Origin of the sequence: Lentibacter algarum, assembly GCF_018860975.1 — a bacterium.
Taxonomy (GTDB): domain Bacteria; phylum Pseudomonadota; class Alphaproteobacteria; order Rhodobacterales; family Rhodobacteraceae; genus Lentibacter; species Lentibacter algarum_A.
In genome coordinates this window covers 232,192-258,021 of sequence record NZ_JAHKQI010000002.1, presented here as the reverse complement: position 1 = coordinate 258,021, position 25,830 = coordinate 232,192, and the positions used below count along the sequence as shown (strand labels likewise).

21 protein-coding genes and 1 riboswitch are annotated in these 25,830 nt (G+C 57.0%); of the genes, 10 read left to right on the top strand and 11 right to left on the bottom strand.

Going from position 1 to position 25,830, the window contains the following annotated elements; all coding sequences use genetic code 11:
- Positions 1–6: 6 nt before the first annotated feature.
- Positions 7–2,736: a type VI secretion system ATPase TssH gene (gene tssH / locus KO498_RS01890; RefSeq protein WP_215958176.1), complete on the bottom strand. Its 2,730-nt coding sequence runs from the start codon at positions 2,734–2,736 to the stop codon at positions 7–9.
- Between the two features lie 155 nt (positions 2,737–2,891).
- Between tssH and KO498_RS01885 the strand changes: the two genes are divergently transcribed.
- On the top strand, positions 2,892–4,994 hold the full coding sequence (locus KO498_RS01885) for a serine/threonine-protein kinase (protein WP_215958175.1): 2,103 nt from the start codon (positions 2,892–2,894) through the stop codon (positions 4,992–4,994).
- Between the two features lie 179 nt (positions 4,995–5,173).
- Here the strand turns inward: KO498_RS01885 and thiQ are convergent, their stop codons facing one another.
- From thiQ to thiB, 3 genes are read right to left on the bottom strand one after another with little or no spacing between them, the layout of a single operon-like run.
- Positions 5,174–5,872 carry a thiamine ABC transporter ATP-binding protein gene (gene thiQ / locus KO498_RS01880; protein ID WP_215958174.1) on the bottom strand — a complete coding sequence of 233 codons (699 nt, stop codon included), beginning with the start codon at positions 5,870–5,872 and terminating at the stop codon, positions 5,174–5,176.
- Positions 5,865–7,403 (bottom strand): thiamine/thiamine pyrophosphate ABC transporter permease ThiP, encoded by a 1,539-nt coding sequence (locus tag KO498_RS01875; protein WP_215958173.1) that lies wholly within the window; start codon positions 7,401–7,403, stop codon positions 5,865–5,867. Before KO498_RS01875 ends, thiQ begins: the two co-directional genes overlap by 8 nt.
- Positions 7,379–8,362, bottom strand: a complete 984-nt coding sequence (thiB, locus tag KO498_RS01870) for a thiamine ABC transporter substrate binding subunit (RefSeq protein WP_215958172.1) — start codon at positions 8,360–8,362, stop codon at positions 7,379–7,381. The genes KO498_RS01875 and thiB overlap by 25 nt, the downstream gene beginning before the upstream one ends.
- A gap of 37 nt (positions 8,363–8,399) precedes the next feature.
- A riboswitch (TPP riboswitch) is annotated at positions 8,400–8,498 on the bottom strand.
- 141 nt (positions 8,499–8,639) lie between these two features.
- Here thiB and aroC point away from each other — a divergent pair.
- Together aroC and KO498_RS01860 are read left to right on the top strand one after the other, a co-directional pair.
- The gene (gene aroC / locus KO498_RS01865; RefSeq protein WP_215958171.1) at positions 8,640–9,758 is read left to right on the top strand and encodes a chorismate synthase; all 1,119 of its coding nucleotides are present in this window, start codon (positions 8,640–8,642) and stop codon (positions 9,756–9,758) included.
- A complete protein-coding gene (locus KO498_RS01860) occupies positions 9,758–10,702 on the top strand; it encodes an AEC family transporter (RefSeq protein WP_215958170.1) in 945 nt (314 codons plus the stop codon). The genes aroC and KO498_RS01860 overlap by 1 nt, the downstream gene beginning before the upstream one ends.
- Here the strand turns inward: KO498_RS01860 and KO498_RS01855 are convergent.
- The 5 genes from KO498_RS01855 to KO498_RS01835 form a co-directional block, all read right to left on the bottom strand.
- Positions 10,697–11,101 carry a thioredoxin family protein gene (locus tag KO498_RS01855; RefSeq protein ID WP_215958169.1) on the bottom strand — a complete coding sequence of 135 codons (405 nt, stop codon included), beginning with the start codon at positions 11,099–11,101 and terminating at the stop codon, positions 10,697–10,699. The two genes, KO498_RS01860 and KO498_RS01855, sit on opposite strands and share 6 nt — an antisense overlap.
- Positions 11,102–11,117: 16 nt before the next feature.
- The gene (locus KO498_RS01850; protein WP_215958168.1) at positions 11,118–11,831 is read right to left on the bottom strand and encodes a cytochrome c biogenesis CcdA family protein; all 714 of its coding nucleotides are present in this window, start codon (positions 11,829–11,831) and stop codon (positions 11,118–11,120) included.
- A gap of 58 nt (positions 11,832–11,889) precedes the next feature.
- A complete protein-coding gene (locus tag KO498_RS01845) occupies positions 11,890–12,765 on the bottom strand; it encodes a DMT family transporter (RefSeq protein ID WP_215958167.1) in 876 nt (291 codons plus the stop codon).
- Positions 12,766–12,833: 68 nt separating this feature from the next.
- Positions 12,834–13,121, bottom strand: a complete 288-nt coding sequence (locus tag KO498_RS01840) for an HU family DNA-binding protein (RefSeq protein ID WP_215958166.1) — start codon at positions 13,119–13,121, stop codon at positions 12,834–12,836.
- A 126-nt stretch (positions 13,122–13,247) separates the two neighbouring features.
- On the bottom strand, positions 13,248–14,717 hold the full coding sequence (locus KO498_RS01835; protein ID WP_215958165.1) for an AMP nucleosidase: 1,470 nt from the start codon (positions 14,715–14,717) through the stop codon (positions 13,248–13,250).
- Positions 14,718–14,815: 98 nt separating this feature from the next.
- Between KO498_RS01835 and KO498_RS01830 the strand changes: the two genes are divergently transcribed.
- From KO498_RS01830 to KO498_RS01805, 6 genes are all read left to right on the top strand, one after another.
- Positions 14,816–15,238 carry a VOC family protein gene (locus KO498_RS01830; RefSeq protein ID WP_215958164.1) on the top strand — a complete coding sequence of 141 codons (423 nt, stop codon included), beginning with the start codon at positions 14,816–14,818 and terminating at the stop codon, positions 15,236–15,238.
- Positions 15,239–15,307: 69 nt separating this feature from the next.
- Entirely contained in the window at positions 15,308–16,051 is a 744-nt protein-coding gene (locus KO498_RS01825) for a class II aldolase and adducin N-terminal domain-containing protein (RefSeq protein ID WP_215958163.1), read from the top strand.
- 74 nt (positions 16,052–16,125) lie between these two features.
- Positions 16,126–17,289 (top strand): acyl-CoA dehydrogenase family protein, encoded by a 1,164-nt coding sequence (locus KO498_RS01820; protein ID WP_215958162.1) that lies wholly within the window; start codon positions 16,126–16,128, stop codon positions 17,287–17,289.
- Between the two features lie 4 nt (positions 17,290–17,293).
- On the top strand, positions 17,294–19,318 hold the full coding sequence (locus tag KO498_RS01815) for an acetate--CoA ligase family protein (protein ID WP_215958161.1): 2,025 nt from the start codon (positions 17,294–17,296) through the stop codon (positions 19,316–19,318).
- Positions 19,315–20,106, top strand: coding sequence for a carnitinyl-CoA dehydratase (locus KO498_RS01810; protein ID WP_215958160.1), 792 nt, complete (start codon positions 19,315–19,317; stop codon positions 20,104–20,106). Before KO498_RS01815 ends, KO498_RS01810 begins: the two co-directional genes overlap by 4 nt.
- Before the next feature lie 215 nt (positions 20,107–20,321).
- Entirely contained in the window at positions 20,322–22,208 is a 1,887-nt protein-coding gene (locus KO498_RS01805; RefSeq protein ID WP_215958326.1) for a polysaccharide biosynthesis protein, read from the top strand.
- Between the two features lie 110 nt (positions 22,209–22,318).
- Here the strand turns inward: KO498_RS01805 and KO498_RS01800 are convergent, their stop codons facing one another.
- Positions 22,319–23,659 (bottom strand): UDP-glucose dehydrogenase family protein, encoded by a 1,341-nt coding sequence (locus KO498_RS01800; RefSeq protein WP_215958159.1) that lies wholly within the window; start codon positions 23,657–23,659, stop codon positions 22,319–22,321.
- A gap of 310 nt (positions 23,660–23,969) precedes the next feature.
- Here KO498_RS01800 and KO498_RS01795 point away from each other — a divergent pair, with 310 nt between their 5' ends.
- Positions 23,970–24,782, top strand: coding sequence for an FAS1-like dehydratase domain-containing protein (locus KO498_RS01795; RefSeq protein WP_215958158.1), 813 nt, complete (start codon positions 23,970–23,972; stop codon positions 24,780–24,782).
- Here KO498_RS01795 and KO498_RS01790 read toward each other — a convergent pair.
- Positions 24,745–25,779 carry an NAD(P)/FAD-dependent oxidoreductase gene (locus KO498_RS01790; RefSeq protein WP_215958157.1) on the bottom strand — a complete coding sequence of 345 codons (1,035 nt, stop codon included), beginning with the start codon at positions 25,777–25,779 and terminating at the stop codon, positions 24,745–24,747. The two genes, KO498_RS01795 and KO498_RS01790, sit on opposite strands and share 38 nt — an antisense overlap.
- Positions 25,780–25,830 lie beyond the last annotated feature (51 nt).

The following is a 25,830-nucleotide window of genomic DNA, read 5'->3' as shown; positions in this document are numbered from 1 at the left end:
AACATCTCACTCGAAGCTGTATTCAAAACCCTGTTCACTGCCTGTCACTGTCACCTTGGCCAGCTCACGGCCATCAAGGCGGTAGTTCAAAATGCGACGACTGAGCTCCGGCATCAGGGTGTTGGTTAAGATCGCGTCAATCATCCGCCCGCCACTTTCGATCTCGGTGCAACGGTCTTTGATCACCTGCATCGCGCCCTCTCCGATAACCAGCTCGGCACCGTAACCCTCACCCAGCCGTTTGGCGAGACTGCGCAGCTTGTGTGTCGAGATCGCCTCGATCATCGCATCACCAAGCGGCAAATAGGGAATGGTCACCACACGGCCCAGCAAGGCCGCAGGAAAGACATCAAGCAATGGCGCGCGCAAAGCCGCGTTCAGCTCCTCAGGGTCGGCAGCCTTGGTGCCATCTGCCGTCATCGCCATGATCTCGTCAGAGCCGACATTTGATGTCAGCAAAATCAGCGTGTTCTTGAAATCAATCCGCCGGCCCTCGCTGTCGTCCATCATGCCCTTGTCAAACACCTGAAAGAAAATCTCGTGGACATCGGGGTGGGCCTTCTCGACCTCATCCAGCAGCACCACAGAGTAGGGCCGCCGCCGCACAGCTTCAGTCAGAATGCCGCCTTTGCCGTAGCCCACATATCCGGGCGGTGCGCCTTTCAGCGTCGAGACGGTATGCGCCTCCTGAAACTCGCTCATGTTGATGGAAATAAGGTTGTCCTCACCTCCATACATCATCTCGGCCAATGCCAGAGCAGTTTCTGTTTTGCCGACGCCCGACGGGCCGCACAGCATGAAAACACCAACAGGCTTTTCTGGCGGCTTCAACCCTGCCGCAGAGGTCTGAATGCGGTTGGCTATCATCTCCATAGCGTGGTCTTGCCCGACAACCCGCTCCGCCAATGTTGCCGCAAGCGACAGCGCGCGCTCCGTCTGGCTGGCCAGCATCCGGCCCATGGGTATGCCCGTCCAGTCCTGCACAACAGAGCCAACAGCCAAGCGGTCAACCGAGGGCAAAATCAGCGGGGTTTCTCCCTGTGCCGTCGCCAGTTCAACCATGCGCTCCTTGAGCGTGGCCAGTGCTTCAGCGCGGTCAAACGGCGGCGCATCCTCTTCACTGTCAGACTCGTGGCTCTCGGCAACTTCCTCCATCATCTCGTCGTCGGCATCGCCCAGATCACCTGTCTCATCGACAGCCGCGCCCAAGCCGCGCAACTGGCCCCGCAGATCAAGGATTTCGGTGACAATCTCCTTCTCGGCGTCCCAGCGTATGTTGGCCGCATCAAAGGCCGCGTTCGCCTCTGCCAGTGAAGCTTCGACAACCTCCTTGCGCTCGCCAACCTCGATACCAATCGCTTCTTCGCGCTCGATGATCCCCTGTTCGATCTCCAGAGCATCCAGCCGCCGCTGGGCGTCTTCCACTTCGGCTGGCGTCGCGTGCTGGCTTACCGCAACCCGCGCGCAGGCGGTGTCCAGAAGGCTAATCGCCTTGTCGGGCAACTGACGGCTGGGGATATACCGGTGTGACAGCTTCACCGCTGCCTCGATCGCCTCATCCAGCAGCTCAACCTGATGGTGCTTTTCCAAAACGCCCGCAACACCGCGGCACATCAAAATGGCTTTGGCCTCGTCAGGCTCGTCAATCTTGACGACTTGAAAGCGCCGCGTCAGGGCCGGATCAGGCTCGATATGCTGCTTGTATTCCGCCCATGTCGTCGCCGCGACAGTGCGCAACTCACCGCGCGCAAGGGCCGGCTTGAGCAGGTTCGCCGCGTCGCCCGTGCCCGCCGAACCGCCTGCGCCAATAAGCGTATGCGCCTCGTCGATGAACAGGATGATCGGCACGTCACTTGACTGCACCTCCTCTATCACCGCCTTCAGGCGTTTCTCGAACTCGCCCTTCACACTGGCACCCGCTTGCATCAAACCGATATCAAGCATCTGCAACTCAACATTGCGCAACTGCGGCGGCACGTCGCCCTTGGCCAAACGTTGTGCAAATCCTTCAACAACCGCCGTCTTGCCGACACCGGCCTCTCCCGTCAGGATCGGGTTGTTCTGCTTGCGCCGCATCAGGATATCAACGATCTGGCGAATCTCGGGATCACGCCCGACAACTGGGTCCATCTTTCCGTCGCGCGCCCGCTCTGTCAGGTTCGTCGCATAAAGCGCCAAGGCTGACTTGCCGCCCGGAGCCTTCTTCGCACTCGGCGCCTCGGTGGCAGCATCACCACTGCGCTCGATTGACTCCGCCAGCAGGTTATCAAGGTCTGACGCCATCGCACCGACATCAAACTTGTCAAACTCCAAACTGATCTTGAACAGCAACCCTTCCAGCACCGGCACATTCAGCGCCGCGAGAATCACATAAGCCGAGCGCACCGTGTCGTCACCGAACTCGAAAGTTGCGTAGTTCCACGCTTCCTGAATAGCCCGAAAAATGTGATCGGAAAACTCCTCAACCGAGCCGGCCCCATGCGGCAGCGCATCTGTGGCCTTCAGTATGTCACCGTCAAAAACATGCCGGTCAACACCGGCCGCATCCATCAAAATCGAAAGGTCAGATCCGTCGGTATCTGCAAGCGTGGTGATGAAATGCACCAGCTCCACATAAGGGTTGCCGCGTCGCTTCGCGGCCTGTGCCGCCTCAGAAAAGCTCTTCAGGCAAGTCGGGTTTAACTTGCCGACCAGCTCCTTACGCTTGATGGTTTCATTAGATCCGCGTGCAGCCATATCAGGGCATCCTCCGTTAAAATTCCGGTGCAAATTCCAGTGTTAAAAAAAAGAACTCAAGATTTGGTCAAAAAGGACTCACACGCTATGGTAGACTCAAATCTGATTTGAATCGACACTTTTGAACATTTCTCGGAATTGAGAGGAGCATCCATATGAAAGACCCTATGCCCTCTGACATCTTTCAGACCGGCCAAGTCCTCAACAATACCTACGAGATCAAAGGCATTCTCGGGCGCGGCGGCACCGGTGAAGTCTATCTTGCTATCAACCAAATAATTGGGCGACAATCCGCAATCAAAGCGCTTAATGCCCAGTTTTCGGGCAACTCAGACTACTTGGAGTTGATGAAGCGCGAAGAGCAAATGCGCAATATCATGCATGACGCGGTGGTGCGCTACTCCGAGTGCTCGCGCACCGATGACGGGCATGTCTTTCTGGTCATGGACTATATCGAAGGCACGCCGCTGAGTGATCTGATGTTTGAGCGCCGCGTCAGCGACCAAGAGCTGCTGATCGTCGCGCACCGCGTTCTGGCCGGCCTTGACGCGACCCACGCTCAAGGGATCATTCACCGCGATCTCTCGCCTGACAACATCATCCTGCGTGACGGCAAGGCCGAGCGTGCAACGATCATCGACTTCGGTATCGCCAAAGACACCGCAACGGGCGCGCGCACCATTGTCGGCAATAACTTTGCTGGTAAGTATGAATATGCCGCGCCCGAACAGCTTGATGGCCACGCCGATTTCCGAACCGATCTCTACGCGCTCGGGGCCTCCCTTCTGGCCGTCGCACGGCGTGATGTGCCCGATGTCGGTAGCAACCCGGGTGAAGTTGTTCGTTACAAGAAAGAGCCGCTTGATGTCTCCGGCATCAAAGCACCCCTGTCAGACCTGATACTGCTTCTCAGCGCCCCCGACCCAGCACAGCGCCCGTCAACAGCCCTTGAAGCACAGGCGCAACTTGACCGCTGGCTCAAGCCAGACACCCACAACAGCAAAGGCACCGGCAGCCCCAAAAAGCGCAGTGGTAAAAGCAGTGGAAACAAAGGCCTGCTGGCCGTGCTGGCTGCTGTTGTCATCGGTGCTGGCGTTTTCTTTTCCGGTGCGCTCGACAGCTTGTTTACCCCGCCCCTTCCCGTTGCCAGCCCCTATAGCCTTGCCGCAGGAAACGGGCCAACCGGCAGCACGTTTTCAGGCCATGCTCCCGATACCGAAAGCGCCGCTCTGCTGCGCGCGGCCTTTGTCGGAAGCACAGGCTCGCAGCCGCCGGAAGGTGCGCTCACGCTCGCCACCGGCCTACCAGACCCCGCTTGGCCCGCGCGCGTCACCGAACTGATGACGCTTCTTCAGCCGCTGGAGGAATGGCAACTTGATGTCACAGACACCTCTGTTGAGTTGATGGCGCTTGCCCCCGACACGAGCACGCGCAACGCCATGAACAGCACCATGCGCGACTGGGCCGCGCGCAGCGAAATGCAGCTGCAAAGCAGTATTCTGGCCGGGCCCGAAATGCTCGGAACCGACGTGCTTGAGGCCGCTCTGGCTGAGCACGCCACATGCGGCGCGCTGTCGCTTCTCGGTGCCGAAAATGGCGCCTACGGCATGTTTGATCCTGTCACCATCACGGGCGATATGTCGGCGCGCAGTGACATCGAGACCTTGCAGCAGGCCCTCACGCCGCTGATCGGAGAGCGCGCATTGCGGGTCGAAACCACGATCCTCAACTCCGATCTCTGCGCAATCCGTTCTGTAATGCCGCCAACATCCTCAGGTGCGGTTTCTGTCTGGCTGGGCCGCGCTGCAACAGGCGACGCGGTGATGACAGGCATTTTCCGCACTGGCGAAAACCCGGTTGTTGACGTGCAGCTGCCCGCGACGATCACAGGCGCCTCTCTTTGGGTGATGGTCGTCGACAACACCGGCAAAGTTTTTAACATCTTGCCCAACATCAACCAGACCGAGCATATGGTCGACACCTTGGGAGTGGTCGAAAACGGTGTGCGGCGTGTTCGGGTTTTGTGGCCCATAGCCGCGCTGCAAGAAGACGCCACACGCCTCGCCATTCAGGTTGATTCCGAAAGCTACGGCAAATCCGAGATCGTGGCGATCCTGTCAAAGACACCCCTGTTCGGCATGCGCCGCCCCCGCGATGAAAGCGTTTCGTCTCTGGCTGAGTCTCTCGCCGAAACCCTCGTCGGGCGTGAAGCCGAGATCATCGGCGTCGCCTCGCGCATTATCGACGCGCGGCCATAACGGGCGAGCGCCAGTAACGAGCGCCTGCGCACGCTGCGTTAAGTTAATTGGCGTTAACGTTTTGGCCGCAAAACTGTCTGCACGCATTATGCATGTGTTTATGCACTGTGGTATGCACGCATTGTGCAGGGGCGGTTTCGCCCTTCTCCGGCGCATTAACCCGACCATGCGTTGCTTGCTTAACTCTCGCCTAAATAGGCCACCAGCGCTGCCGGAGGATTGGCGAAAATCTCGGCGGTTTCGCGCGGTGCATGCACCTGCCCGTCAGCCACCAAGATCACCTGATCTGCAAAGCTCTTGGCGTCCTGCGGATCGTGGCTAACCATCAGCACACCCGCACCCCGTTCTGCGGCGATTTCATCCACCAATGCCAGCATTTGCTGCCTCAGTGCCGGCCCAAGCGCGGCAAAGGGTTCATCAAGTAATATCAAAGGCTTGTCTTGCAACAAAACCCGCGCCAGCGCCACGCGACTCTGTTGTCCCCCCGACAAATCTCCTGGCTTTCTTTGCGCAAATTCCGCCAGTTCCACCCGCTCCAAAGCTGCTTTTACGCGGGCTTTTTCGTCTTGGTTCAGCTTCAAAGAAGGCCGCAACCCAAGCGCTGCATTTTGCCAGACTGTCAGGTGCGGAAACAAGTTGCCGTCCTGAAACAGCATCGCCACAGGCCGCTCGCTTGGTGTCGCCTGTGTTATCTCACGTTCCTGCCACAGTATCCGCCCCTTTGAGGGGGCGAAAAACCCTGCAATTACAGATAGTAAAGTCGACTTCCCTGCCCCCGAAGGGCCGGTGATAACCAGCCGTTTCGCAGCCTCAATCTTGCAGTCCGCCGCCAAAGAAAACGCCCCTTGCCGCACAAGTATTTTGTCGAGTTCAAGCACCCTTTCGTCCTCCCCAATCCAGCAGCGCAAACAGCCCGTAACTGAGCCCCAACAACAGTAAAGCCGCCCCCGCAGCAGCATCCATCCGGTAGGCTCCCATCAAGCGATAAATCTGCAAAGGCAACGTCGCTTGCTCACTGTCAGCGAACAGCGCAATAACACCTAGATCACCCATAGAAAGCGCTGCCGCCAGCCCCGCTGCGAAGCCAAGAGAGGCGCGCATTTGAGGCCATAAAAGCAGCCTGAACCGCGCAAGCCCCTGCAGGCCCAAACCGTCTGCAAGCTTGCCATAATCCCGTTCGACACGGGCATACTCCGGTGCCAGAACGCGCAGCGCAAAAGGCAATGCTAACAAGGCGTTGACCAGCACCGTAACAGGCAAAGAGAGCGCAGACGGGTTGAGAAACGGGTTGATCATCAGGAACAAACCCACCCCCAGGACCAATGGTGAAATTGCGAGGCCCAAAAGCCCGATAACCTCAGCCCAACCACGACGCGCAGAGGCCAATGAAAATGCCGCCAAGAGGCAAAGCACCATTGAGCAAAACGCGACAAAAACCGAAGTGTAAGCCGCTGTAAACACTGAGGATGGTAGGTCTAGAAAACTCGGAATTCCCTTCAAGATAACCGCCAGCAACGGCAGCCCGACAAACCCCGCTGCGAGGCCCAGAACAAGCAAATCCTGCGCCTTAAGCCAAATCGATTCAGGCCTCCATAACACATCACGTTTTGCCAGCCCCGCCCCGAACTCGGCCACCTTTCCAAGCCGCAAGGCAAACAGACCAACCGCAACCACCAGAGCGAGTTGCACCAAAGCAAGCCCCGCTGCACGAGCGAGGTCAAACTCAAGCCGGAACGCCTCATAGATCGCCAGTTCCAACGTCGTCGCTCCCGGCCCGCCCCCCAGTGTCAAAGCGACGGCAAAGCTGCTCAGGCAGATCAGAAAAACCACCAGCAATACGCCAGGCAAACGCTCTCGAAGCATCGGCCATTCAAGGAACCGCATGACATCAACAGGGCGCATCCCCAAGGCCGTTGCAAGACGAAACCGCTCGGGAGGAATGGCCTCCCAGCCTTGTAGCAACAAGCGCACCGCAAGCGGCAAGTTAAAGAAAACATGCGCCAAAACAACACCGTGAAGCCCGTAGATATTGACAGGTGGCAGGCCCATGTTTCCCAACAAGGTATTGAGAAATCCCGCCCGCCCAAAGACGGCCAGTAAGCCAAGAACCGCGACGATCACGGGTAAAATAAACGGAGCGCCCATTAGCAATACAAAGGCGCCCCGCCCGATAAACCGCCGCCGCGCCAGCGCCCGCGCCACAGGAACCGCCAACACAGCACTTAGCACCGCTGACATAACAGCTTGCAACACCGTAAAGCGAAGCGCAGCCCAGTCGGCAGAAGCGAGGTTTTTTGGCCAGCCAACCTGCGCCAAAATCACGGCAATCGGCACGAGCACCAACACGCCCACAAGCGTAGCAGAAACAGCGCCTGCCCCGTTACTTACTGAGACAACGCGGCGCGCCATTCTTCCAATGCTCCAGCACGCACATCAGCGGCCTCCTTGGCCGACAACAGCAACGTTCTTTCAGGTTTCATCATGCCCGCAAACCCTTCAGCCAAACCCGCATCAGGCGTAACTGCAGGATACATCCAGTTGGTTGTCGGGATAACCTCCTGAAACCCGTCCGAAAGCATAAACTTCAGAAATGCATCAGCCAACTCGGGTTGATCGCTGCTCGCCAATTTGCCAGCCACTTCTACTTGCAAGTAATGGCCTTCCTCAAACTTCGCTGTGGTTTTGCTTGCGTCATCTTCCGCGATCAAATGATAAGCTGGCGACGTGGTGTAAGACAAAACCATGTCGGCCTCGCCTTCAAGGAACAACCCGTAAGCCTCTGACCAACCTTTAGAAACGGTCACGATGTTATCAGCAAGGCCTTCCCACACGGCTGCACTTTTATCACCGTAAGCCGCCTTAACCCACATCAACAAACCAAGCCCCGGTGTCGATGACCGCGGGTCCTGGATGAGGATTTTCACATCACTCTCTGCCAAAGCCATGAAGCTGCTAGGGGCGTCAAAACTCTTGTTGTGGACGAAAGCAAAATAGCCCCAATCGTAAGGCAGAAACACGTCATCGTCCCATGCGACAGGCAGATCAAACTCTGCGGTCACACCATGCGGTGCAAACAAGCCGCTCTCGGCAGCCGCCGCTGTCAGGTTGGTATCGAGCCCAAGCACAACATCCGCTTCGCTGCGCGCCCCTTCAAGCCGGATACGTGATAACAACGCTGCCCCGTCTCCAGCGCTGACAAACTTCAAATCACAGCCGCACTGCGCTTCAAAAGCCGCTTCGACTTTCGGGCCGGGCCCCCACTCCGAAACAAAACTGTCATAGGTATAAACTGTGAGTTCTGGGGTTTCGGCAAAGCTCGCTCCAGCAAGCGTTGCAAAAACTCCCGTAGCATATGCAAGATGCTTCATATCATCCTCCTTAAAATGCGACGGGCGGAGTAAGCAGGATGAATTTCCCGACCTTCCCTCCGCCGGTCTTAACCGGTTCAGGTTCAACGGGTCCGCTTTCGCATCTCAGCTCCAAAGAGCCCCCCGAGGTATCGCCAACCTACGCAGCATCACCTGCGCCGACAAGCCCTCTTTTTCTTGGCAAAAATATCCTAGGGGGTTTGGGGGACTGGTCCCCCATGAGTCGGATTGCGCGCAAGCGCAATTCGAAATAAACCAAGCATAAAGGAGCCGCCTCATGAGCATGAACACTTTCGGACACCTGTTTCGCGTCACCACATGGGGTGAAAGCCACGGCCCCGCCCTTGGCGCCACGGTTGACGGCTGCCCTCCGGGTGTGCCGCTCTCTGAAGAGGCGCTGCAAGTCTGGCTCGACAAGCGCCGCCCCGGCCAAAACAAAAACACCACCCAGCGCCAGGAAGCCGATCAAGTTCGCATCCTCTCTGGCGTCTTTGAGGGCGTCACCACTGGCACGCCCATTCAGCTGATGATCGAAAACACCGATCAGCGCTCAAAAGATTATGGCGAAATCAGCCAGACTTTCCGCCCCGGTCATGCCGACATTACCTATCACCAGAAATACGGCCTGCGCGACTATCGCGGCGGCGGGCGCTCTTCAGCGCGCGAAACTGCCGCGCGTGTTGCGGCTGGTGGCGTGGCCCGTGCTGCGCTCAAGGCCCTTGCGCCTGATGTGCAAATCATCGGGTACATGACACGCATGGGCGACAAAGCTATTGATCGCAGCAAATTTGACTGGGACGCCATCGAGCAAAACCCGTTCTGGATCCCTCAAGACGCCGCCACCGCTGCGATCTGGGAAGACTATCTAACTGCCGTGCGTAAAGACAAAAACTCCGTCGGCGGCGAAATTGAAGTTGTTGCCCGTGGCCTTCCCGCGGGGCTTGGTGCGCCGGTCTATGCCAAGTTAGACACTGATCTTGCCGCTGCAATGATGAGCATCAACGCTGTCAAAGGTGTCGAAATCGGCGAAGGCATGGCCGCTGCACGCCTCAAAGGAACCGACAACGCCGACGAGATTTTTATGGGCAATGACGGCAAGCCGACCTACAGCTCGAACCACGCAGGTGGTATCTTGGGCGGCATCTCAACAGGCCAAGACGTTGTGGTGCGGTTCGCCGTCAAGCCAACATCGTCTATCCTTACACCACGCGCCTCGATCCGCATCGACGGAAGTGCAACCGAAGTCGTCACCAAAGGCCGTCACGATCCCTGCGTCGGAATCCGCGCAGTGCCCGTTGGCGAGGCGATGATGGCCTGTGTAGTGCTTGACCACATCCTCCTGCACCGCGGGCAGGTCGGTGGATCTGTCGGAGACACGCGCGGCACGATCGGCTAGTGCTTGCGATCCTTTCCATTACCTTGCCGATCTTTGCGGCGGTCGCGCTAGGGTATTTCACTGTGCGCGGCGGGTTGTTCAAGCCCTCTGATATGCGTCTCTTTGGCAGCTTCGTGCTCAATCTCGCTCTGCCAGCGTTGCTCTTCAACGCAGTTGCAACCCGCGATGTAAGCGACGTCTTCAACGTCACCTATATGGCCGTGTACGCGCTCGGCGCACTGCTCACCATTATAGCCTGCTTTTCCGTGTTCAGCCTGCTCGGCACCTCCTCCTCTCGCCGTGCTGTAGGAGTGATGGGCGCGACATGCCCCAACTCGAGTTTTATCGGCTATCCACTCATGTTGCTGACGTTCCCGGAGTTCGCGGGGCAAATTCTCGCGCTCAATATGCTGGTCGAGAACTTCTTTATCATTCCTGCCAGCCTTGTCTTGTTCGAGCTGTCCAAGGCCGGCCGCCGGACAAGCCTGCTCACGTTGATCGGCCATATCGCTCTCGGTGTGTTGCGTCGCCCGATGGTCATTGCGCTGATCCTTGGCCTCCTTGCGTCGCTGCTCCGACTGCCGATGCCCGAACCGATGACTCGAACTGTCGGCATTTTCGCGGCCTCGGCTTCAGCGCTCGCGCTGTTTTCTATCGGCGGAGCTCTGGTTGGCCTGCCCTTCAAGGGCAACCGGGCGATGGCAACACTTACAGCAGGGGGCAAGCTCTTGCTGCATCCAGTGATGACGATGCTCGCACTTCTCGTAGTGTCGCTCCTCGGCCTTGCTCCGCTCAACAGCGAGTTGGCGATTGCTGTTGTTTTGTCTGCTGCTGTGCCGATGTTTACAATCTACGGGCTGTTCGCAAGCGAACTCGGGCATGAGGGCATGGCCTCGATCGCACAGATGCTGGCAACTGCGGCTTCGTTTATTACCCTCAGTGTGTTGATGCTCGCGCTCCTATGACGCGGCCAAGGCAAGATCCATAAGCGCTTTGATCTCGGCTTTGCCCGTGCCCGCAACGATGCGCCCAAGCTCCTCGCCGCCTTTCAGGACAACCAATGTCGAGCGGCGCGGAATATTGTGTTCGTTGACCAACATCCCCTTGCCGTGCTCGTCCCAATCTACATCAATGAAGGTGATCTTCTTGTCGTAATCGGGGTTGGATTGCTTGAGGCTGTTGATCACCCGCTCCTGCGCGGCACAGGTGGTGCACCAGCTTGCTTTGAAATCAAGAAACACAACATCGCCTTTGGCAAGGTGCTTCTCAACAAGCCCTTCTTTGTAGTTCATCTGGGCTGCAAAGCTCAGGTTCGGAAGCGCCAGCGCGGCAAGACCCGTAAGGCAAAATTGACGTCGGTTCATAAGATCTCTCCAGAGGTTAAATCGAAACAGAAAAGTCGATAAGCCAAGCCGGCAACGCATTGACTGCCCAAGCTTCGACCATGTGATGCAAGTTAAACAACAGCGCCAGCCCGACTGCGACAAACACAGCGCCCATAGCTGGCCGCGCCGCCAAAGCAACACGCTGCATGCGCTCGCGGTTGCGCATCAGCCAAGCTCGCGTGCCGTATCCAAGCGCCAGGATCAGTGTAGAAACGCCAAGTGCAAAAAACACCATAATCGCAGTCGCGCGGCCAAGGCTCTCTCCTTGGCTAGCCAGTGCGATCGCACCGCCAAGTGTCGGGCCGATACAAGGGCTCCAGACTGCACCGAGCAGCAAGCCGCCAGCATACTGGCCCATAAGCGAACTTTGGTTGAGCTCGTTCATCTGCGCATCAGCCCGCGCCGACATACCCGCTGTGGCCCCCGCAAAAACAGCGCCCATACGCGGCACCAACAGCAGCAGCCCGAAGGCGATCATCAAGACAGCGCCGCCCTGAGCAACAGATTGCTCGGTAAGCCCCAAGGCGCGGCCAAAAGCCGTGACAAACACACCGAGCAACACGAAAGATGTGCTCATGCCGGCGGCCAAAGCTACAGGCCCTTTCGGGTTTGCCCCCAAAGCTCCGGCAAGCACCACGGGCAAGACGGGCAACACACAAGGGTTGATCAGCGTGAGTAGTCCCGCCGCATATGCCAAGATAAATTCCATGCTTATGACTTATGCGAGCGCGAATGGTCTTGTCACCAAAACTCTGGTTAACGCAACTTCACGATGATGTGGGTGATTGTTTCGAAAGCTGCACGGCAAGAATTCCGAACGCGATAATCGCAACACCGAAAACATCGAGCCAACCCAGCTTTTCTCCGAGAACCAACGCCGCGATAAGAACACCGACGAACGGGTTGAGAAAGTGAAACGTCGCAGCCCGAACAGCACCAATGCGATCAACCAGAAAGAACCACACGAGCGTCGCTGCGAGGCCGGGCACGAGCGTGGTGTAGGCAAAGGCCGCGATCAACTCGAAGTTCATATCGACACGCGGAGTTTCGAGCAAAACTGCTGCTGCGAACAATGCGGCCGACCCCACGAGCATTTGCAAGCCAACGACCATCATGAAGTTGCCGCCCGAGGTTGCCCCACGCAGAACCAGCGTCGCCAGCGTCAATGCGAGAACGCCAACAACCAACAGAGCAAAGCTAAACATGTCTATGCCACCGCCAAAACGTGACCCCATGATTATGCTCACACCAATCACCCCTGCGATCAGGCCGAGCAAACCCAGCGGTTTGATTTTCTCGCTGAAAAAGGCCCAGCCGGCGACCGCGACCAGCAGCGGCATCGTTGATGCGACAATAGCCGCAAGCGAGGCTTCTATCTTTTGCATCGCCACAAAGTTGAGCCCGAGGTAAACCGCGTTCTGGCAGAGCCCGAAGACGATCGTCGCCCGCCACTGCCCGCGTGTCAGCCGCCAGCTTTGGCCCATCACCCGCGCAATCAGAACGCCAAGTAAACCGGAGATCAGAAACCGGAAAGACAGCGCCCAAATTGGCGAAGCGTGCTCAACAATAATACGCGCCGACGTGAAGGCACTTGACCACATGACCGCAAAGGCCAGCCCCATGAGAATTGCTCTAAGATCCAACACCTGTCTCCAACGTAAAAGGGCCGCCACTGGGGCGACCCTTTCGGAAACTTTGCTGAAAGTCCAGCTTAGCCGTTAACGCTGTCTTTAAGCGCTTTGGCGATTGTCATTTTGACAACCTTGTCCGCGTCTTTCTTGATCTGCTCGCCGGTCGCCGGGTTGCGAACCATACGCTCTGGGCGCTCACGGCAGTAGATTTTGCCAACGCCAGGAAGTGTCACGGCGCCGCCGCCTGATACTTCTTTGGTGATGATCGCGATGATGGCTTCAAGAGCTGAGCCAGCTGATTTCTTGTCGCTGCCCATTTCCTCGGCGAGTGCTGCTACGAGTTGGGTTTTTGTCATTGGTTTTGTCATTGGTTTCTCCTGTAATTGCCCGATATAGGGCCCCATTGCGCTCATATAACTGCATGATGCGGTGCAACACAACGATATGTGTGCTGTTCAGGCAAGAAAATATGCGTTTTTCTGCGTTTTTCCGGCCTAAAGGAAGGCTGTTTCGCTAAAACTGCGTAGTTTCCGGCTGTGCAGGCGCTCAAGCGGCATATCACGCAGTGACTCCATCGCTTTGATGCCGATCATCAAATGCCGGCTCACTTGAGTTGTGTAAAAGTCGCTGGCCATGCCGGGCAGCTTCAGTTCGCCGTGCAGCGGTTTGTCCGACACACAAAGCAACGTGCCGTAAGGAACCCGAAAGCGAAAACCGTTTGCAGCGATCGTTGCACTCTCCATATCAAGCGCAACAGCACGGCTTTGACTGAGGCGCTGCACAGGGCCCTCGTTTTCGCGCAATTCCCAGTTGCGGTTATCGAGGCTCGCAACGGTGCCAGTGCGCATCAGGCGTTTCAACTCATAGCCTTTCAGCATCGTCACATCGGCAACAGCCTCTTCCAGCGCGACCTGTATCTCTGCAAGTGCCGGAACCGGCACCCAAACAGGCAGGTCATCATCAAGCACTTTGTCTTCACGCAAGTAAGCGTGGGCGAGCACAAAATCACCGAGCTGTTGTGAATTGCGTAGCCCTGCACAATGCCCGACCATAAGCCAAGCATGCGGGCGCAAAACTGCGATATGGTCTGTCGCTGTCTTGGCGTTTGATGGCCCGACACCGATGTTCACCAACGTAATCCCCGAGCCGTCAGCCCGCTTGAGGTGATAACTCGGCATTTGCGGCAACTTGTCGGGCGTTGGCAGTAAGCCATCCGCACTGGTGATCTCGGCATTGCCGGTGCCGACAAAGCTGGTGTAGCCGCTGTCTTTGTCGGCCAGCATTTTGCGCGCGTAGGCTTCAAACTCGTTCACGTAAAACTGGTAGTTGGTGAACAAAATGTGGTTCTGAAAGTGCTCTGGCGCAGTTGCAGTGTAATGCGCCAACCGTGCCAGCGAGTAGTCAACCCGCTGCGCCGTGAAAGGTGCCAAGGGCTCGGCGCCGTCCTCTCCGGCTTGGTAGGTTCCGTTCACGATGTCATCGTTGGTCGTGCTCAGGTCCGGCACATCAAAGACATCGCGCAGCGTGAACTCGGCAGCGCCCTCTTGTGGCACGGAAACCCGCGCGTCATTGGCGACGGCAAAATGAACAGGCATCGGGGTGTCGGAGTATCCGACCTCAACAGGCACTTGATGGTTCTCCATCAGAAGTTCCAGTTGTTGCGTGAGATAGTCGGCAAACAAGTCTGGCCGCGTGATCGTCGTGCTGTGCCGCCCGGGCTGGCTGACATGTCCAAAGCTAAGGCGGCTGTCAATCTGTGCATAGCTCGTGGTTTCAATTCGGACTTGCGGGTAAAACGCCCTCATCCGACCGCCCGTAGGCACTTCAATCATCGACTCGCTAAAAGTTTTGCACAGAAACTCAACGGAGATGTCATAGAGCTCGATCAGTCGCGCGACGGCTTCCTTCGCATCATCAAAACTCTGGAATTCGCCCTGATCAGGTGTCACAAATTGCGAAGGCATCCGCCGCTCCTATCAGTTAAAAGAAAACCAGCACTCTGTTGCAAGGCTGGGTTAAGCTTAGGGTGTCACGAAGCCCGATAAGGTTCAAGGAGCACATCATGGACTATGAAACAGTCAGCCCAGAGGAATTTGGCTCAGGCCTCCGCGGGTTTGGGTTTAACTTGTTGGTGACTGACGTGAAGCGCACTGCCGCCTTCTTAGAGACTGTTTTCGGCATGAAAGCACATCGTCTGTCCTCCGATTTCGCGATCATCACTCAGGGTAGCAACGTCATGCAATTGCACGCCGACAGCACCTATGCGTCAAACCCGCTGCTCGGTCTTCTTCCCGAAAATCCGCCTCGTGGTGCCGGCATCGAGATCAGGCTCTATGACTGCGACCCTGACAAAGCGGCGCAAATCGCCGAAGCCGCTGGTGGAACCATCCTTCAAGCCCCGACAGACAAACCGCATGGGCTGCGCGAGGCCTTCATCCTCTGCGCCGATGGTTACGCTTGGGTGCCGTCCCGGCCAAAAACCTGAACGAAAGTCGCAAACACGCTTGAGTGCCGTTTTCAGCCCGTGCAGTCTCCCCAAAAGGGAGTCGGTTTCATGACGTTCACCAACCTCGATCACTGGCACGAGCGCGTCGATATGGCCGCCGCCTTCCGTTGGACGGCGCGGCTGAACATGCACGAAGGCGTTGCCAACCACTTTAGCCTCGCCGTCAACGACGAGGGCACACGCTTTCTGATCAACCCCAATCAGGCGCACTTCTCACGCATCAAAGCCTCTGACTTGCTCGAACTCGATGCGAACGACCCTGCATCACTTGAAGGCCCCAACGCGCCCGACCCGACAGCATGGGGCCTCCACGGCGGGTTGCACCGTGCTTGCAAACACGCGCGATGCGCGATGCATGTGCACTCCATTCACGCAACCGTTCTGGCCTCTCTTGCCGACAGCCGCCTCCCGCCAATCGACCAAAACTGCGCGACGTTCTTTAACCGCTATGTGATCGACGAGAGCTACGGAGGCCTCGCCTTTGAAGATGAAGGTGCGCGCTGTGCCGCGCTGTTTAGCGACCCAAAACAGAAGGTGATGATCATGGGCAACCACGGCGTTTTGATTATCGGCGCAACCGTCGCCGAAACCTTTAACCGCCTCTACTATTTCGAGCGCGCCGCCGAAACATACATCCGCGCTCTGCAAACAGGCCAGCCCTTGCGTGTTTTGCCCGACGACATCGCCGAGAAAACCGCACAAGAGCTTGAGGACTACCCCGAGCAAGACGAGCGGCATTTGTCTGAACTCAAGGCAATCCTCGATGATGAAGGTTCTAACTACGCAACCTGATTGCAGATACCGCTTGAGCCACCTGCCCAACAGCGACAAACCGGAAGCAACGCCACCTTAGCAAGGACACGCCCATGCAATTCGCCATGACCGAAGAACAACAAATGATCGTCGACACGACGCGCGCCTTTGTAGAGAAAGAACTCTACCCGCACGAGGCTCTTGTCGAGCGAACAGGGCATCTGCCGATGGAACTCATCCGCGAGATACAGCCCAAGGCAATAGAGGCCGGGCTTTATGCGGCGAATATGCCCGAAGATGTGGGCGGTGCTGGCCTCGATACGCTTTCGTGGTTGCTTTATGAAAAAGAACTCGGCCGCGCCAACTATGCGCTGCATTGGACATGTGTTGCGCGCCCGTCAAACATTCTGTTGGCAGGCACCGAAGAGCAGCGAGAGCAGTATCTCTACCCGTGTATCCGCGGTGAAAAGTGGGACTGTTTGGCCATGACAGAGCCTGGTGCAGGTTCTGATCTGCGCGGCATGACAGCAAGCGCGAAGGAAGACGGCGGTGACTTTGTTCTCAACGGCACCAAGCATTTCATTTCGCACGCCGATATCGCCGACTTCTCGATCGTGTTCATGGCGACAGGCGAGGAAGAAACCCCGCGCGGAAAGAAAAAGCTGATCACCGCATTCTTTGTCGACAAAGGCACTCCCGGTTTTAGCGTGCGTGACGGCTATCGCAACGTCTCGCACCGCGGCTACACCAATGCCGTGCTCGAGTTTGACAACTGCCGCCTGCCTAAGTCTGCCGTGCTTGGCGAAGTTCACAAAGGCTTCAATGTCGCCAACGACTGGCTCGGTGCAACGCGCCTGCAAGTCGCGGCAACATCCCTTGGCCGTGCTGAAAGGGCCTTTGAGCATGCTTTGGCTTACTCTGCCGAACGCAAGCAATTCGGCCAGCAGATTTCCAAGTTCCAAGGCGTGTCGTTCAAGCTCGCCGATATGGCGCTTGAGATCAAAGCCGCGAACTTGCTAATGCAAGAAGCTGGCTGGAAGTTTGACCAAGGCACAGTCACCGAGGCCGACATGTCGATGGCCAAACTCAAGGCAACCGAAGTGCTGGCGATGGTGGCAGACGAGGCGATCCAGATTCACGGCGGCATGGGCCTGATGGACGAGCTCCCGCTTGAGCGTATCTGGCGTGATGCCCGCGTCGAGCGCATCTGGGAAGGCACCAGCGAGATCCAGCGTCACATCATCAGTCGCGACCTCTTGCGCCCGCTTGGTGGGTGACAACGTGCACCAAGACCTGAGCAAGTTACTAAATCCCAAATCCATCGCTGTCATCGGCGGCGGGGCATGGTGCGCATCTATCATCAAGGCCGCAGAGATGATCGGCTTTGAAGGTAGCATTTTCCCTGTGCATCCAGACGGAAAAATGATCGCAGGGCGCAAAGCGGTTACATCACTCGCCGCATGGGACGGGCCGATTGATGCCGCGTTCATCGGTGTGAACCGCAACGCCACAATCGAGATCGTTGCCGAGTTGGCAGCCCTGAACGCTGGCGGCGCTGTGTGCTTTGCATCCGGTTTTTCCGAAGCCAGCGCCGAGCTTACCGACGGTGCCGATTTGCAGGCTCAACTTGTTGAGGCCGCGGGAGATATGCCCATTCTCGGCCCGAACTGTTACGGCTTTGTCAACGCGCTCGACCGAACCGCTATCTGGCCGGATCAGCACGGATGCCAACCGGTTGAAAGCGGCGTAGCGATCCTCACGCAAAGCTCGAACATTGCGATTAACATGACCATGCAACTGCGCGGGTTGCCTCTTGCCTATACCGTGGCCTGCGGAAACATGGCGCAGACATCGCAAGCGCAAATTGCGATGCAGCTTCTCGACGATCCGCGCGTCACCGCGATTGGCCTGCACATCGAAGGCTTTGGCGACACGGCTGAATGGCACAGCTTGGCACTCAAAGCAGAGGCCAAATGCGTCCCTCTGGTCGCGTTAAAAGTTGGCCGCTCAAGTCATGCTCAGGCAGCAACAGTCTCGCATACTGCCTCTCTCGCGGGGAACGATGCAGGCGCCGATGCCCTGCTCAAACGTCTCGGAATTGCCCGCGTGCCGGATGTGCCGAGCTTTCTGGAAACACTCAAACTCATGCATGTCTGCGGGCGGCTGGAGGCCCCAACGCTGGCAACCATCAGCTGCTCGGGCGGTGAGGCGAGCCTCGCGGCCGACACAGCTCATGGCCGCGCGCTCGAATTTCCGCCGCTGAGCGAAACGCAGAAAAGCCAACTGTTTGAAGCTCTCGGCCCTAAAGTTGCACTGGCCAATCCGCTTGACTACCACACCTATATCTGGCGCGACACCGCGCGGATGACCGACACATTCGCAGCAATGGCCGGGCCTGATACCGGCATCACACTGGCGATTGTTGACTACCCGCACACCGATGCAGGTGACTGGGCCTGCGCGACAGAAGCCATCATCAACGCCCACAAGCGCACGGGGCGGCCCTACGGTGTCGTCACGACACTGCCCGAGCTGCTGCCACCCGAGCTTGCCACGCAGTTTATGCAAGCCGGTGTCGTGCCCTTTATGGGGCTAACCGAAGCGATCATTGCTGTTGAGGCTGCCGCGCTTCAGGCCCCCGTTCCCGGCACGCCCCCCTTACCGGCAGGTGAAGTTGCTGGTGCTGTTACGCTCTCCGAGGCCGAAGCCAAAAGCGCGTTGACGGCTCATGGTATGCCAGTTCCAAAATCCAAGCAGTTGACCACGCTGGATAACCTTGAGGAGCAGCTTGAAGGCATTGCCTTTCCACTGGTTCTGAAAGCCGAAGGGCTGGCGCATAAGTCAGACTCCGGCGGCGTTGCCCTCGGGCTTGCGAGCGCTGAAGATACGATGAAGGCGGCGCAGAAGATGGGCGGCAAAAGCTGGCTTGTCGAAGAGATGGAAAGCAACACTGTTGTCGAGCTCTTGCTGGGCGTAACCCGCGATCCGGCGCATGGTCTGCTGTTAACACTTGGCGCTGGCGGGGTTCTCACCGAGGTGCTTCAGGACAGCGCTTCGCTGCTTATGCCCGTCACCGCAAGCGAGGTCGATGCGGCTCTAACCCGCCTCAAATGCGCTCCGCTCTTGGTTGGTTATCGTGGTAAACCTGCGGCTGATCGCAAGGCTATAATCCGCGCCACTCTGGCAATGCAAGACTACGTGATTGCACATCTGAGCGAGATTGAAGAAGTTGAAGTGAACCCGCTGATCTGCACGCCCGACGGCGCTGTCGCAGTTGACGCACTTATCCGAAAGGCCATGCCATGAGCGATCAACAATCCCCCATCAAAACCCGCCGCGAAGGCGCGATTCTCGAAGTCACTCTTGATCGTCCGAAGGCCAATGCCATCGACCTCGCGACAAGCCGGATCATGGGCGATGTCTTCGCCGAGTTCCGCGATGATGACAGCCTGCGTGTGTGCATCATCACCGGCGCTGGCGAGAAGTTCTTCTGCCCGGGGTGGGACCTTAAAGGCGCAGCGGGCGGCGACGCGGTTGATGGCGACTACGGCCTTGGCGGGTTTGGTGGCTTGCAAGAATTGCGTGACCTCAACAAGCCGGTGATCGCGGCCGTCAATGGCATCGCCTGTGGTGGCGGGCTTGAGTGGGCGCTTTCGGCTGACATTATCCTCGCTGCCGAACACGCCACATTCGCGCTGCCAGAAATCCGCTCAGGCACGATTGCTGACGCAGCCAGCATAAAGCTCCCCAAGCGCATCCCCTATCATATCGCGATGGAACTTCTGCTCACGGGCCGCTGGTTTGATGCCGAAGAAGCTAAAACCTGGGGCATCGTCAACCACATTCACCCCTCGGCTGGCCTTTTGGACGCCGCTTGGGAAATGGCTCGCTTGCTGGCTTCCGGCCCACCACTTGTTTACGCTGCAATCAAAGAAGTTGTGCGCGATGCCGAAGACAGCAAATTCCAAGACGCTATGAACCGCGTAACAGGCCGACACCTGCGCACGATAGATGTGCTCTATGGATCAGAAGACAACCTCGAAGGCGCAAAGGCCTTTGCTGAAAAACGTGATCCAGTCTGGAAAGGCCGCTGAGGTTTGTCGTTAACCTTTTGCAATTCAACACGAATTTGAGCCAACTTACGCCTGCTAGCGACGTGCTGTATTGATTTTGCAGCCGGCCTTCCTGTATTCTGTAGATGGTTGCAATATGGGCCTAGTGCTTCTTGCGCAGTGCTCATAATGCAAACCTAGTCTAAATAAACAGTGTAAGCGGTGTGAAGAATGAATATTGGAGAACGTCTTTGATGATGTCACTCGACTTCGCTACGCACCTTACAAGAGCCCAAAAAAGACTTATATTTCTGATAGTTGACGCTTTGATGGCGCCATCTTCCCTTCTTGTAGCTATATGGTTGGTTGGCGCTGCACCCACAACCGGTCAAGGCATTTGGGGCCTTGCACCATTGCTGGTAACCTTGATGCTGGTCAGTGGTTTTGCCAGCAATCTCCTCGGCTTACCGCGAATCAAATTGAACTCATATGAGCTCCTGGGCATTGTCAGAACGGCGATATTTGCGGCAGTCCTTGGGGCTATAGCCTATGTGCTAAGTTTCAAACTGGCTGATTTCGGCTCAAATGCTGTCTTCGCTGTGTTCACAATGTTCTTGCTGATCGCCACGGTTACAATCCGCATCGTGCTACGGCATCTGCTCATCAAAATTTACCGTCGTGGCAGTGATCGCACCCGAATTCTTGTCTATGGGGCGAGCCAGACTGGCCAGCAACTTGCTATGGCACTGCAATCCGACGAAAGCTTGCAGCTGATCGCCTTTATTGATGATAATCCGACGGTGCAGAACCTTGTTATCGCAGGCCTGCCGGTGTTCTCCCCTGTCAATCTGGCTGACTTGGTTCGCAAGGAGCGGATCGACCGGATCGTGCTGACACTGCCCTCTGTGTCGCAATCCGAGCAGGCCCGCCTTGCCCACAAACTACGCGCTTTGGGCTGCGAAGTTCACTCGCTTCCCAGCTTTGCCACACTTATCGGTGAGGGGGCTATCGGCTCAAAATCCAGTCCTGTTACGATCAATGATCTGCTCGGCCGCGGCAACCTGTCCGAGCAGTTGCCAACCGTCGCCGAGAGCTACTCCGGCCGCAGCATCCTGATCACCGGTGCAGGCGGGTCTATCGGCTCTGAATTGTGCCGTCAGATCATTAGCTGTGAACCAGCAAAGATTGTGCTCTTTGATCACTCCGAGTTGGCGCTGTACACCATCCACAAGGAGCTTTCCGAGTTGGCACCGCAAGCCACTGTTACACCAGTGCTTGGCTCTATCACTGACAAAGGACTCGTTGAGCACGTGCTCGCACAGCACCAAATTGATGTGATCTTGCACGCGGCTGCTTACAAACATCTGCCCCTTGTCGAGGAAAACGCTATTGCCGGCCTGACGAACAATGTGCTCGGCACCAAGACGGTCGCTGAAGCCGCTCGCGCCGCCGGAGTCGCGCGCTTTATTCTTATTTCGACAGACAAAGCCGTGCGCCCCGTCAATGTTATGGGCGCGTCCAAACGGCTGGCAGAGCTTGTGGTGCAAGACCTCGCCTCACGCCCTGAAGGCACGCGGTTCTCGATGGTCCGCTTTGGCAATGTCCTCGGGTCGTCAGGCTCTGTCATTCCATTGTTTGAAGAGCAGATCGAACGTGGCGGGCCAGTGACCCTCACGCATGACGAAGTCACCCGCTATTTCATGACAATCTCGGAAGCCGCGCGCCTCGTGCTGCTCGCTGGCTCCTATTCTCGCGGCGGTGACGTGTTTGTGCTCGACATGGGTGATCCGGTTCCCATTCGCCGCCTTGCCGAGCAAATGATCGCGGCTTCAGGCCTACAAGTCAAAGACGCCGCAAATCCGCATGGCGACATCGAGATAGCTGTGACTGGCCTGCGCCCCGGTGAAAAGCTGCATGAAGAACTGCTGATTTCGTCAGATATGCTGACGACACCGCATAGCAAAATCCTCCGCGTTCAGGAAAGTGCTCTGTCAGAAATTGAAGTTGCAAACGCAGTGCGTGATATCAAAACAGCGCTTGAGCAACACGACGACGACATCGCCCGCGCGATCGTGGCGCGTTGGATCACCAAAGACACCGAGCAAGCCGATAAAGCCGCAACATCTCTCGGTAGCTCGGCCTAAAGCGTTTCGAGATGAAGTTAAGGCATAGCTTGATTTAGAAACGCGCACAGCATCAATAACCTGCACGCGCTTTGCCTGCTCGCGCTGTCTCAACAATAAGTCGAAACGCTTTAGGCTTCGTCTTCTTTAGGGGCAGCAATATAGTCGTGACGGCCAACCGAAACATAGGCCTCAAAGCCCGCGCGCTTGGCGTCTTTGTCAGTGTATATGTTTCGCAAGTCAGCAAGCTTGGGGTGGTGCATCCGCTTCGCCAACCGCTTCAGATCGAGCGCTCTGAACTCGTTCCACTCCGTCAGGATCACGACAAGATCAGCGTTTTGCGCGGCCTTGTAGGCATTCTCTACCCAATGAACGCCGGGCAGCAAAACTTCGCCCTCGTGGGCACCTTGCGGATCAACGACGCGCACCTTGGCACCGCCACCAACCAGCGCCGGAACAATCGTCAGTGAAGGCGCGTCGCGCATGTCATCGGTCTCGGGTTTGAACGTTACACCGAGCACCGCAACAACCTTGCCGTTAAAGCTGCCATCACAGAGATCAAGCAGCTTGTCGATCATCCGCCGCTTTACCTCTTCGTTGACTTTGATAACCGTCTCGGTGATCTGCATGGGCAGGCCGTTTTCCTGCCCGATACGGGCCAACGCCTTGGTGTCTTTCGGAAAACATGATCCGCCGTAGCCCGGCCCCGAGTGCAAGAATTTGTTGCCGATGCGCCCGTCAAGCCCCATGCCCTTGCTGACTTGCTTCACGTCAGCTCCGGTGCGCTCGCACAGCGCTGCGATTTCGTTGATAAACGTGATCTTAGTCGCCAGAAACGCGTTGGCGGCATATTTGATCATCTCTGCGCTCTCAAGGTCGGTTACAATGATCGGAAAATCGCGCAAAAACAGCGGACGGTAGATTTCTTGCATCACCTCTTCAGCGCGGTCACTTTGCACGCCAACAACCACACGATCGGGCTTCATAAAGTCGTCGATCGCCGCGCCTTCCCGCAGAAACTCGGGGTTGGAAGCGACATCGAACTCTAGCTTGGGGTTGGCTTTGCGCACCGTCTGCTTCACCTGCCGGTTGGTGCCAACCGGAACAGTCGATTTGGTCACAATCACGGTATAACCCGTTACTGCCTGCGCGATCTCCTCAGCCGCGGCCATAACATAAGTCAGGTCAGCATGCCCGTCACCGCGCCTTGTTGGCGTTCCGACAGCAATGAAAACTGCTTCCGCATCCGCAACCGCACTCACCAGATCGGTGGTAAATGACAGCCTGCCAGCACTGACATTCTTGGCCATAAGCGCCTGCAAGCCGGGCTCAAAGATCGGCACTTCGCCAGCTTCGAGCATTTCAATTTTTTCAGGGTTCTTGTCGACACAGACAACATCATGCCCGAAATCAGAGAAGCACACGCCCGAAACCAAACCGACATAGCCGGTGCCTATCATCGCAATTTTCATAAAACTTACTGCCTTTGTTTCGTTTTTCTCGCCTATGCCTGCGACACTGTCAACAAACTGGAAACAATGCGCCTCAGCTTGGGCCAAAAAGGTAACGATAACACTTAAAGAAGCTCGGAAATTTCCAGAAAATTTCCGTCAGTATCTCTGATCTAGATCGACATAATCGGCCCGCGAGCCCCCCGTGCGTTTGATGGGCCCCTCCACAACGGCAACATAAGGTGGTCAAGCGCCTCAACCGTCACAACCGACATTGCCTTTCCCCTTTGCTTCTCTAATCTGCGCGCAACAAGTTTATAGGTTCTCCGACATGGAAACGCACACCGATATCCTCGACCCGGCCCGCGCCAACGCCCTGCAAGCCTCTCTTGGCCTGCCCGCAAACATCACGCAAGGCAGCACACTGCCACCGTTCTACCATCAGCTTTACTTCTGGTCGCCTGAGCCGCCCGAAAACCTCGGCCGTGACGGACACCCCGCTACTGGCAACAGCCTGATCCCGAACCTCGGTTTGCCGCGCCGTATGTGGGCTGGTGGGCGGCTTGAGTTCTACACTCCGTTGCTCGCAGGTCATGCCGCTACAAAGCAAACAACCCTGCATTCTGTGAGTGAAAAACACGGCAAATCAGGCCCCCTCGCCTTTGTGACGTTGCAACATGATATCTCTCAAAACAGCAGGGTCGCCCTGCGCGAGTATCAAGACCTCGTCTACCGCGAAGACCCGACATCAAGCACACCAGCTCCGCAAGTTCTTGTGGCCCGCACTGACGAAACATCGTCCAATGCGTGCGACTTCAATTCAACGCTTCTGTTTCGCTATTCAGCTCTCACATTCAACGGGCATCGCATACACTATGACGAAGCCTATTCGCGCGAGGTTGAACATTACTCCGGCCTCGTTGTTCATGGCCCTCTTCTCGCGCAAATGCTCATGCTCATGGCCGAAAAGCACCTTGGAGCGCTCGCAAGCTTTTCCTTCCGCGCCACATCTGCGCTCATGCACACAGAGACAGCCGAGTTTTGTATCAAAGACAACAGCCTCTGGGTTCGTGCGTCCGATGGCCGTCAATGTATGCAAGCCGAAGCTACAACGACGCGTCAGGCCCAAATTCCGCCGGAATAGAGTCTGTTTCGTCCAAAATCATCTCCGCCATCATCCGCGCAATTTCTGTCGCCATTCCAAAGCCGATCTTAAAGCCGCCGTTGGCGATGAACTGCCCTTCAAACAGGGGGTGCGCACCCAACATCGGTGCACGGCTCTTGGCTTTAGGCCGCAGCCCTGCCCAGCGTTGAATGACTTCTGCATCACGCAAAACCGGCAGCACCGCATATGCGCGCTCAAGCACCGCATCAAGCTGCTCGTCGGTGTCAAAAGGTGTTTCAAACTCCCGCTCACTGGTTGAGCCAACAGCTACAGTTCCGTTCCAATGCGGTACAATATGCACTGTGTCTGCAAACACCTGAGGCGCGTTGCTTGCGTCATATTTGAGCAAAGCGCCCTGCCCCTTCACTGCACTGCCGATATTGCCCGCGAAATGCCGGTTCATGCGTTCAAGATCATGCACACCGGTTGCCCAAACAACTTTGCCGGCATCCTCGGCCTCCGTAGTGATCACACCGCCGCGCGCTTCTATGGCCTTTGCTAAAGCCTCGCAGGCTTGCTTGGGGAAAATCCGCGCGGTGAGCGTGTCATGCACATATTGCCCCGTTGCGCTGTCTGGCACCAAGCCCAACAAGTCGTCTGCATGGCACACGCGCCACTGCGCCTTGCCCTTCCAAAGCAATTTCGATGTCTCTTCTCGCCCGCGCGCCAACGCAACGGCGCGTTCGTCAGCAAGCGGCTGTATTCGCCCTGTGCGCGCATAACTAGTCTCTATTCCGGCCCAAAACTGAACATTCTTCCAAAAATCTTCTGCTGCAATCAAGCTCTCAAACTGACGCTCTTTCTTCTCGTTCCAGTTCTCCGGCACATGCGGTGCGAGCGCGCCGACAATGCCGCCACTTGCCCCTGCTGCAACGCCGTTCGGGTCGATCACCCGCACCTTCGCCCCTCGACTTAAGCACTCCCAAGCGATGCTGAGGCCGAAAACACCGGCACCTCGCACTGTCACGTCTACCATTGCCAAACTCCTGCGCGGGCGGCATGCTCGCGGTGAGAACCTTCTACCGGA

Coding starts and splice junctions, on each gene's coding strand:
- tssH (WP_215958176.1), bottom strand. CDS start 2,736: ATGGCTGCACGCGGATCTAATGAAACCATCAAGCGTAAGGAGCTGGTC.
- KO498_RS01885 (WP_215958175.1), top strand. CDS start 2,892: ATGAAAGACCCTATGCCCTCTGACATCTTTCAGACCGGCCAAGTCCTC.
- KO498_RS01875 (WP_215958173.1), bottom strand. CDS start 7,403: ATGGCGCGCCGCGTTGTCTCAGTAAGTAACGGGGCAGGCGCTGTTTCT.
- thiB (WP_215958172.1), bottom strand. CDS start 8,362: ATGAAGCATCTTGCATATGCTACGGGAGTTTTTGCAACGCTTGCTGGA.
- aroC (WP_215958171.1), top strand. CDS start 8,640: ATGAGCATGAACACTTTCGGACACCTGTTTCGCGTCACCACATGGGGT.
- KO498_RS01855 (WP_215958169.1), bottom strand. CDS start 11,101: ATGAACCGACGTCAATTTTGCCTTACGGGTCTTGCCGCGCTGGCGCTT.
- KO498_RS01850 (WP_215958168.1), bottom strand. CDS start 11,831: ATGGAATTTATCTTGGCATATGCGGCGGGACTACTCACGCTGATCAAC.
- KO498_RS01840 (WP_215958166.1), bottom strand. CDS start 13,121: ATGACAAAACCAATGACAAAAACCCAACTCGTAGCAGCACTCGCCGAG.
- KO498_RS01835 (WP_215958165.1), bottom strand. CDS start 14,717: ATGCCTTCGCAATTTGTGACACCTGATCAGGGCGAATTCCAGAGTTTT.
- KO498_RS01830 (WP_215958164.1), top strand. CDS start 14,816: ATGGACTATGAAACAGTCAGCCCAGAGGAATTTGGCTCAGGCCTCCGC.
- KO498_RS01825 (WP_215958163.1), top strand. CDS start 15,308: ATGACGTTCACCAACCTCGATCACTGGCACGAGCGCGTCGATATGGCC.
- KO498_RS01820 (WP_215958162.1), top strand. CDS start 16,126: ATGCAATTCGCCATGACCGAAGAACAACAAATGATCGTCGACACGACG.
- KO498_RS01810 (WP_215958160.1), top strand. CDS start 19,315: ATGAGCGATCAACAATCCCCCATCAAAACCCGCCGCGAAGGCGCGATT.
- KO498_RS01805 (WP_215958326.1), top strand. CDS start 20,322: ATGTCACTCGACTTCGCTACGCACCTTACAAGAGCCCAAAAAAGACTT.
- KO498_RS01800 (WP_215958159.1), bottom strand. CDS start 23,659: ATGAAAATTGCGATGATAGGCACCGGCTATGTCGGTTTGGTTTCGGGC.
- KO498_RS01795 (WP_215958158.1), top strand. CDS start 23,970: ATGGAAACGCACACCGATATCCTCGACCCGGCCCGCGCCAACGCCCTG.
- KO498_RS01790 (WP_215958157.1), bottom strand. CDS start 25,779: ATGGTAGACGTGACAGTGCGAGGTGCCGGTGTTTTCGGCCTCAGCATC.